Annotated in this window: 6 protein-coding genes; 4 read left to right on the top strand and 2 right to left on the bottom strand. The window is 54.2% G+C overall.

The window, feature by feature from the left end:
- The first annotated feature begins 106 nt into the window (after positions 1-106).
- From metG to HMPREF2890_RS06465, 4 genes are all read left to right on the top strand, one after another.
- Complete coding sequence (gene metG, locus HMPREF2890_RS06480) at positions 107-2,179, top strand: methionine--tRNA ligase (RefSeq protein ID WP_070466782.1); 2,073 nt, start codon at positions 107-109, stop codon at positions 2,177-2,179.
- 2 nt (positions 2,180-2,181) lie between these two features.
- Positions 2,182-3,297 (top strand): tRNA 2-thiouridine(34) synthase MnmA, encoded by a 1,116-nt coding sequence (mnmA, locus tag HMPREF2890_RS06475; RefSeq protein ID WP_070466780.1) that lies wholly within the window; start codon positions 2,182-2,184, stop codon positions 3,295-3,297.
- 73 nt (positions 3,298-3,370) lie between these two features.
- Positions 3,371-3,970, top strand: a complete 600-nt coding sequence (locus tag HMPREF2890_RS06470; RefSeq protein ID WP_083289851.1) for a nuclear transport factor 2 family protein — start codon at positions 3,371-3,373, stop codon at positions 3,968-3,970.
- Positions 3,971-4,051: 81 nt separating this feature from the next.
- A complete protein-coding gene (locus HMPREF2890_RS06465) occupies positions 4,052-5,068 on the top strand; it encodes an ROK family protein (protein WP_070466778.1) in 1,017 nt (338 codons plus the stop codon).
- Between the two features lie 221 nt (positions 5,069-5,289).
- Here the strand turns inward: HMPREF2890_RS06465 and HMPREF2890_RS06460 are convergent, their stop codons facing one another.
- Together HMPREF2890_RS06460 and HMPREF2890_RS06445 are read right to left on the bottom strand one after the other, a co-directional pair.
- Entirely contained in the window at positions 5,290-5,976 is a 687-nt protein-coding gene (locus HMPREF2890_RS06460; RefSeq protein ID WP_070466786.1) for a class I SAM-dependent methyltransferase, read from the bottom strand.
- 743 nt (positions 5,977-6,719) lie between these two features.
- Entirely contained in the window at positions 6,720-7,280 is a 561-nt protein-coding gene (locus HMPREF2890_RS06445) for a helix-turn-helix domain-containing protein (protein WP_070466773.1), read from the bottom strand.
- Positions 7,281-7,520: the final 240 nt, after the last annotated feature.

The following is a 7,520-nucleotide window of genomic DNA, read 5'->3' as shown; positions in this document are numbered from 1 at the left end:
TTCTGCACTGCTCAAATGCGTCACCCCTGAGGTCACGCGAGAGCGACAAGGCAGTCAGCGAAAAGTGGTACCTTTGTGACCCATATAATATAAGGTATCATAGATTATGAGTCAGGATAATAGTCACTTCAAGCGAACTCTCATCACCGCCGCACTGCCCTACGCCAATGGGCCGGTGCACATCGGTCACCTCGCCGGCGTCTACGTGCCGGCAGACATCTACGCCCGCTACCTGAGACTGCGCGGACGGGAGGTGCTCTTTGTCTGTGGCTCCGATGAGCACGGTGTGCCGATCACCCTTCAGGCTAAGAAGCGGGGCATCACTCCGCAGGAGGTGGTGGACCAGTTCCACAGCATCATCAAGAAGTCCTTCGAGGACTTCGGGATCTCCTTCGACATCTACTCCCGCACCTCGTCCAAGATCCACGAGGAGACAGCATCCGCCTTTTTCCGCAAGCTGTATGATGAGGGAAAGTTTATCGAGCAGACGACTGAGCAGTACTATGACGAGGAGGCGGGGGAGTTCCTCGCCGACCGATACATCGTCGGCACCTGCCCCCGCTGTGGCAACGAGGAGGCCTACGGAGATCAGTGCGAGAAGTGTGGCTCTGAGCTGAGCCCCGATGAGCTGATCAACCCCCACTCCAAGCTGAGCGGATCCACCCCGGTCAAGCGTCCCACGACCCACTGGTACCTCCCGCTCAATGACTATCAAGACTGGCTCTCCAAGTGGATCCTTGAGGAGCACAAGGAGTGGCGCCCCAATGTCTACGGTCAGTGCAAGAGCTGGCTCGACATGGGACTGAAGCCTCGCGCCGTGAGCCGAGACCTCTCGTGGGGCATCCCGGTGCCGGTCAAGGGCGCAGAGGGGAAGGTGCTGTACGTCTGGTTTGACGCCCCTATCGGCTACATCTCCAATACCCGCGAGCTACTCCCCGACAGCTGGGAGACCTGGTGGAAGGACTCCTCGACGAGGCTAATCCACTTCATCGGAAAAGACAATATCGTCTTCCACTGCATCGTCTTCCCCGCTATGCTCAAGGCTGAGGGCTCCTTTATCCTCCCCGACAATGTGCCCTCCAATGAGTTTCTCAATCTCGAGGGAGACAAGATCTCGACCTCGAAGAACTGGGCCGTCTGGCTCAATGAGTACCTCGAGGACTTCCCCGGCAAGCAGGACGTCCTGCGCTATGTGCTGACTGCCAACGCTCCGGAGACCAAGGACAACGACTTCACGTGGGAGGACTTCAAGTCCCGCAACAACAGCGAGCTGGTAGCCATCCTCGGCAACTTCGTCAATCGCGCGATGGTGCTGACGGGTAAGCACTTTGACGGAAAGGTACCCGCCGCCGAGCTGACGGATGAGGATAGGGATGTACTTGCCAAGATGCGGGAGATCCGCGAGGAGACCGCCCGACTCATCGAGGACTTCCACTTCCGCGATGCTCAGCGCACCGCTATGGAGCTGCCCCGACTTGGCAATAAGTACCTCGCCGACCTCGAGCCGTGGAAGGTGATCAAGACAGACCCCGAGCGCACCGGGACGATCCTCAACGTCGCCCTCCAGATCGCTGCCAATAGTGCGCTGCTCCTCGAGCCCTTCCTCCCCTTCTCGATGGCGAAGCTCCGCCGTATGCTCGCTATGGACGAGCAGGTCGACTGGGAGGCGATCGGTGAGACTGACCTCCTCAAGGCGGGTCACCGGCTGGGCAAGACGGAGCTGCTCTTCGAGAAGATTGAGGACGATCAGGTCGAGGCACAGAAGCAGAAGCTCCTCGCTGCCAAGGCGGCCACTCTCGCAGCCAAGGAAGCTGAGGCAGCCGCACACCTGACTGTCGACCCGATCGATGAGGAGATCCCCTTTGATGACTTTGAGAAAATCGACATCCGTGTCGCCACCGTGCTGGAGTGCGAGCGGGTACCGAAGTCCAAGAAGCTCCTTCGCTTCAAGCTCGATGATGGTCTCGGTGGTCGACAGATCCTCTCCGGACTGGCTGCCTACTACGAGCATCCCGAGGAGCTGGTAGGCAAGCAGGTACTCTTCCTCGCCAACATCGCCGGCCGCAAGATGATGGGGCTGGAGAGCAATGGCATGATCCTGAGCGCCGTAGAGCCCGATGGCACGCTCTCCGTAGCGACCACCTCTAAGGAGGTCCGCCCGGGTAGCCGACTCTCGTAAGCATGTCCTCTACAGCCCTTCTCCTCTCCGGCGGTGTCGACAGCTCCGTTGCGATGGTTCGTCTCCTCGAGCAGGGGGTACGGCCTGACCTCTTCTACATCCGCATAGGAGCCAAGGAGGAGGGCTACGCCGGCTGTCCGGCGGAGGACGATGAGGTGATCGTCCGGATCCTGGCGAGGAAGTACGACCTCCCACTTGAGATGATCGACCTCCACCGGGAGTATTGGGACCATGTGGTCGGCTACCTGCTGGAGTCCGTACGAAGGGGGCTGACGCCCAATCCGGATATGATGTGCAATAGGTGGATCAAGTTTGGCGCCTTCGACAGCTACACCGGATCCACCTACGACCACATTGCAACGGGGCACTATGCCCGCAAGGAGACGATCGACGGACTGGACTACCTTGCGACAGCAGTAGACCCGGTGAAGGACCAGACAGACTTCCTTGCCCAGATCACCTACCCACAGCTTCATAAGGCACTCTTCCCGATCGGGGATCTCCCCAAGGAGCGGCTCCGAGCCATCGCCGAAGAGCATCACTTGGTCACCGCCCACAGAGACGACAGCCAGGGGATCTGCTTCCTCGGCAGGATTGACTACGACGACTTCCTCCGGGAGCATCTCGGAGAGAGGGTCGGCCCGATCGTGGAGCTGGAGACGGGGCAGGTGCTGGGCGAGCACCGAGGCTTCTGGTACCACACCATCGGGCAGCGGAAAGGACTGGGCCTAAGTGGTGGTCCCTGGTACGTGATCCGGAAGGATGTGGAGTCAAATACGATCTTCGTCAGCCGAGGATTCGACACCGAGATGCAGTACAGCGACCTGATCCGGCTGGGGGCAATGAATTTCATCTCCGGTGATCCGATGCCCGAGGGGACAGATGAGATGGCGGTGACGCTCAAGGTACGCCACACGCCCGACTTCACCCGAGGGCTGCTCCGTTGCCACGCTGACGGGAGCCACAGCGTCATCGCCGAGGAGCCTATCCAGGGGGTGGCAGCGGGGCAATTCTGCACCCTCTACGACACCGAGGAGCACCTCTGCTATGGCAGCGGAGTGATCGCCGAGGGGCTTCGGAGAGACGCTCAGGATAAGATTCTGCAGGAAAAACCTTAATTTTTATCAGAAAAAGGAGTACCTTAGTACACAGATTAGGAATATATCACCCATATAATATCAGAAACCGGATATGAAACGTATCAATACCATTCTGGCTATCGCCATGACGCTGGTGCTCTCTCTCGGGCTCACCGGATGCGGTAAGTCCTCCCCCAAGGATGTCGCCAAGGAGGCTGTCGAGGCCCAGCTCAAGGGCGACCTTCAGGCCTTCTACAACCTCCTCTGCGAGGCTGATCAGACCGCGATGACGTACGACAACTTCATCACCAAGTACACCCTCCCGAGGGATGCTCAGGCGCTCTTTGACCTCGTGCCGGAGACGCGCGATGTGCTCAAGGCCGGTAGCTTCAAGGAGATCGTAAATGGCGAGACCGCCACCGTCACCTACGTCCTCACGGTACCCGATATGGACAAGATCATCAAGGAGAATATCAGCCTCGAGATCCTGCAGCAGATGATGGCAAATGGCAAGCGCATGAGCTCGCTCTCCGACCTCCCCGATGAGATGAAGGAGAATATCAAGCAGTACATCGCCAAGAACGATATCCCCACCCTTGAGGTCCCCCAGACGATGAATCTCGTGCGGGAAAATGACAACTGGCGAGTCAATCTGAACCTCCGTGACGCCCTCAAGCTGGGCAACATGCCGACTCCCTTCGTCCTCAAGTGACCTACGGCCCCGTACCGGGGCAACCATCCGTGCGGGGAGGGGAAGACAATCTCTCACCACCTACAACCTGGAAACCAACACATGGCAAACAAACCAACTATAGAGTCTAAGCCCTACGTCATCGGTATCGACCTCGGCGGGACCAATACCGCTTTCGGCATCGTGGACGCTCGTGGCAACATCTTGCGTACCAGCTCCATCAAGACCGGCAAGCACCTCGACATCCGTGACTATATCAAGGACCTCGGGGTAGCTATCCGCGACCTGGTGGAGATCGACCTGACGATGGATAAGATCTTCGGGATCGGCATCGGTGCTCCGAATGGGAATTACTTCAATGGCTCGATCGAATTTGCCCCCAACCTCCCCTGGAAAGATAAGATCCCACTCGCCGGCCTGCTCGAGAAGGAGCTGCAGATCCCGGTCGTCCTGACCAATGACGCCAATGCGGCTGCCATCGGCGAGATGACCTATGGCGCGGCTCGCGGTATGAAGGACTTCATCGAGATCACTCTCGGCACCGGTGTCGGTAGCGGCATCGTCGTCGGGGGCGAGCTGGTCTACGGGCACGATGGCTTCGCCGGCGAGGTGGGTCACACCGTGATCCGTCGCAATGGTCGCACCTGCGGCTGTGGCCGCCAGGGATGTCTCGAGACCTACACCTCAGCCACCGGTGTAGCGCGCACGGCACGCGAGTACCTCTCCATCCGTGAGGATGACTCCCTGCTCCGCGACCTTGACCCGGCAGAGATCACCTCCAAGGATGTCTTTGACGCAGCCATGAAGGGCGACAAGCTGGCGATCCAGATCTTTGAGAATACCGGTACCATCCTCGGTGAGGCTCTTGCCGATGCGGTCGCCTACACCAGCCCTGAGGCGATCATCCTCTTCGGTGGTCTCACCCATGCCGGTGACCTGCTCCTCAAGCCGACACAGCGCGCCATGGAGGAGAACCTCCTCAATATCTATAAGGGCAAGGTGAAGATCGTCTTCAGCGAGCTGAAGGAGAACGACGCCGCCATCCTCGGTGCCGCAGCCATGGGCTGGGAGGCGACACACCTCCACCCCGACAGCGTCTATATGAACCCCGAGGTGTAACTGTGGCAGCGTCCCCAAGTACTACAGCGGTGGAGCAGGGTAACGACCTTACTCCACCGCTTTTTTGTATATGGGCATATCATACGTCTGTAGTGATAGTCCACACGGAGCGTAGTTGCCGACGAGCCCCGCAGCTGCTTGCAAGTGTCAAGGAGCAACCCTTGGGAGAGAAGAAGCAGTGGGGAAGTTTTCCTCGCCGATGATTGTTGCGCTTATAGTTACTATTCCTTATCAACGTCTTCTCTCTGTGGCTTCACGCAGCGAAACAAGCATGCGGTAGCCATTCTCTCTGTCAGCACGTCATCGCCATACATACCTCTAAGTCGGCTCTCGGCCTCGGGGAAGGTGTCGTATGGAGGGCGGAAAAATCCTTTTCTCTCCATAACTTTCTTGACAAAGAAATCAGCCGATCGGCGTTCACCCTTGACATAAAAGCAACCGCAGAAGAAACCTCCGGGCTTCAGCACACGGAAAATCTCGGCAAAGGCCTTCTCTTTATCCGGGAAAGCTTGAAAGCCGTTCATTGACAGGATGCAGTCGAAGGACTCGTTGGGATAGGGAAGGTCTCCGACATCTCCTTGCCTCAGAGACAAGTTGGCTATCCCCTCTGTTTCTTTCCGCAAAGCCGCTATGGCTATCATTTCATCCGAATAGTCTAAACCAACAATCTCGGCACCTTTCATCCGGCGGTACTTTTCCGCAGTAAAAACGGCAGTGCCGACAGGGACGTCAAGCAATCGTCCCTGAAAGTCGTCCGGTATAAAATCGAGCACTTTCTGAGCCAAGAGATTAGCGTCCTCGTTCCATATCAATCGCCAGTATATCCTTGACCACCACTTTCGTCCTGTCAACAGGTCGTCATAATGATCCATCACCCCTTGGTAGGAATTACTTTGTTCCTTCGCCATTATCTTCTTGTCTACAATATTCACTTCTTACTTTACGAAAATACCATGCCCGCTTCATTTCTGCAATCACCAGTAATAGTGATTTTTGCGGTCATACTCAATCAACTGTGTACTTTTCCTAGGAACCGCAACAAGATAAGGACCGACATAGAGCGAGAACTTCGCTGTGTTGGTCAAGCCACCGGAGAAGACACCGTTGACATAGACCTGAACACGCTCACGCTTTTGTATATAGATAGCCATCATATCTTAACGGATAAACTCCTATCTATCATTGCATACTATCAAGACGAGACTATTCATTCTTTCCCTTGGTCCAAATGTATCTAATGAGAAAAATCAATGCAATTACAGCAAAAGCATTTGGAATAATTTTTTCGACAAGTACTGTTGCAAAATCAATATACACCGATAATGAAAGCAAATCAAAAAACGATGTGAATAATATCATAAACGCGGAATATATTAGAACTAAAGTACAAACAACTTTTAATACGATGACTAATATATTTTTTGACATACTCATAAGGTTTTTATGTTCTATGTTGGCCGACACTTTAAAGTGTCGGTCAACATAGAATTTGTTAATTATTATTACTGATTAGATGGTAGATGACTTTAAATCTTTTCCCAGAATTTGGAATCTGAATCAATTGGAAAGCGATGGTTGTATAAGATCCCAACATCACCTGACTTTTCTCGGATTTTTACATCAGAGTTCTTCAGTGATCCATATCCAAGATTTATATCAAACCAAAAAAGAACTGGATCATTCGTATTTTGGTAATCAATATAAAATTATAGTCAACGCTCATACGTGAACGAATGGTATTGTAAGTCGCTACAGCTTTGCTGATTGCGCGATTTGCCTCATCAATACTGCGGAACACTTTGCCCTTTAAGAATTCGTCCTTAATGGCGCTGTTCACCCACTCTGACTGGGAGTTCTCTTTGGGGTCTCCTGACTCTGTCATGCTGATTTGCATTCCTCTTTTCTTGAGCATGTTAGTGTACTTCAGACTGGCATATTGAGTGTCTCTGTCGGAGTGGTGGATGAGAACAGAAGCATCCATTTGGGGGAGCCGCCTGAGGGCTTCAGGGTTCTCTTGCTCAAAGATACGAATCCAATTGCGAATCGTACATGATGTTACCTGATACTGGCTCGCTGAAAGCTTGACAGAGTAGCTATTTACGTAATAGCGCTTGAGTGCCTCAAGTCGTTCGCCCGTCGTGGCATGTCCCTTGGTTTGGCGATTTGTTGATCCCTGTGCGGGCTTAGACTTCGTACCTTTCCTTTGTTTCATTGTACTCATAATAAGGTTAGTTACGAGTCAACTTTTTCAGGGTAAGACGAAAATACCATGCTTCCTTCGTTTCTGCAATCACCAGTAATAGTGATTTTTGCGGTCATACTCAATCAACTGTGTACTTTTTCCCAGGAATCGCATATACAGCAGGCTCCTCCAGGGGTGACGCATTTGAGCTCTACAGCAGAGAAGGAAGCACCCCGGTAGGGGTGCTCGCTCCATAGGCATCGGTCATCC

The organism is Porphyromonas sp. HMSC065F10 (assembly GCF_001808555.1).
Lineage (GTDB): Bacteria > Bacteroidota > Bacteroidia > Bacteroidales > Porphyromonadaceae > Porphyromonas_A.
The sequence above is the reverse complement of the archived record's forward strand: the minus strand, read 5'-3'. Positions and strand labels throughout refer to the sequence as shown.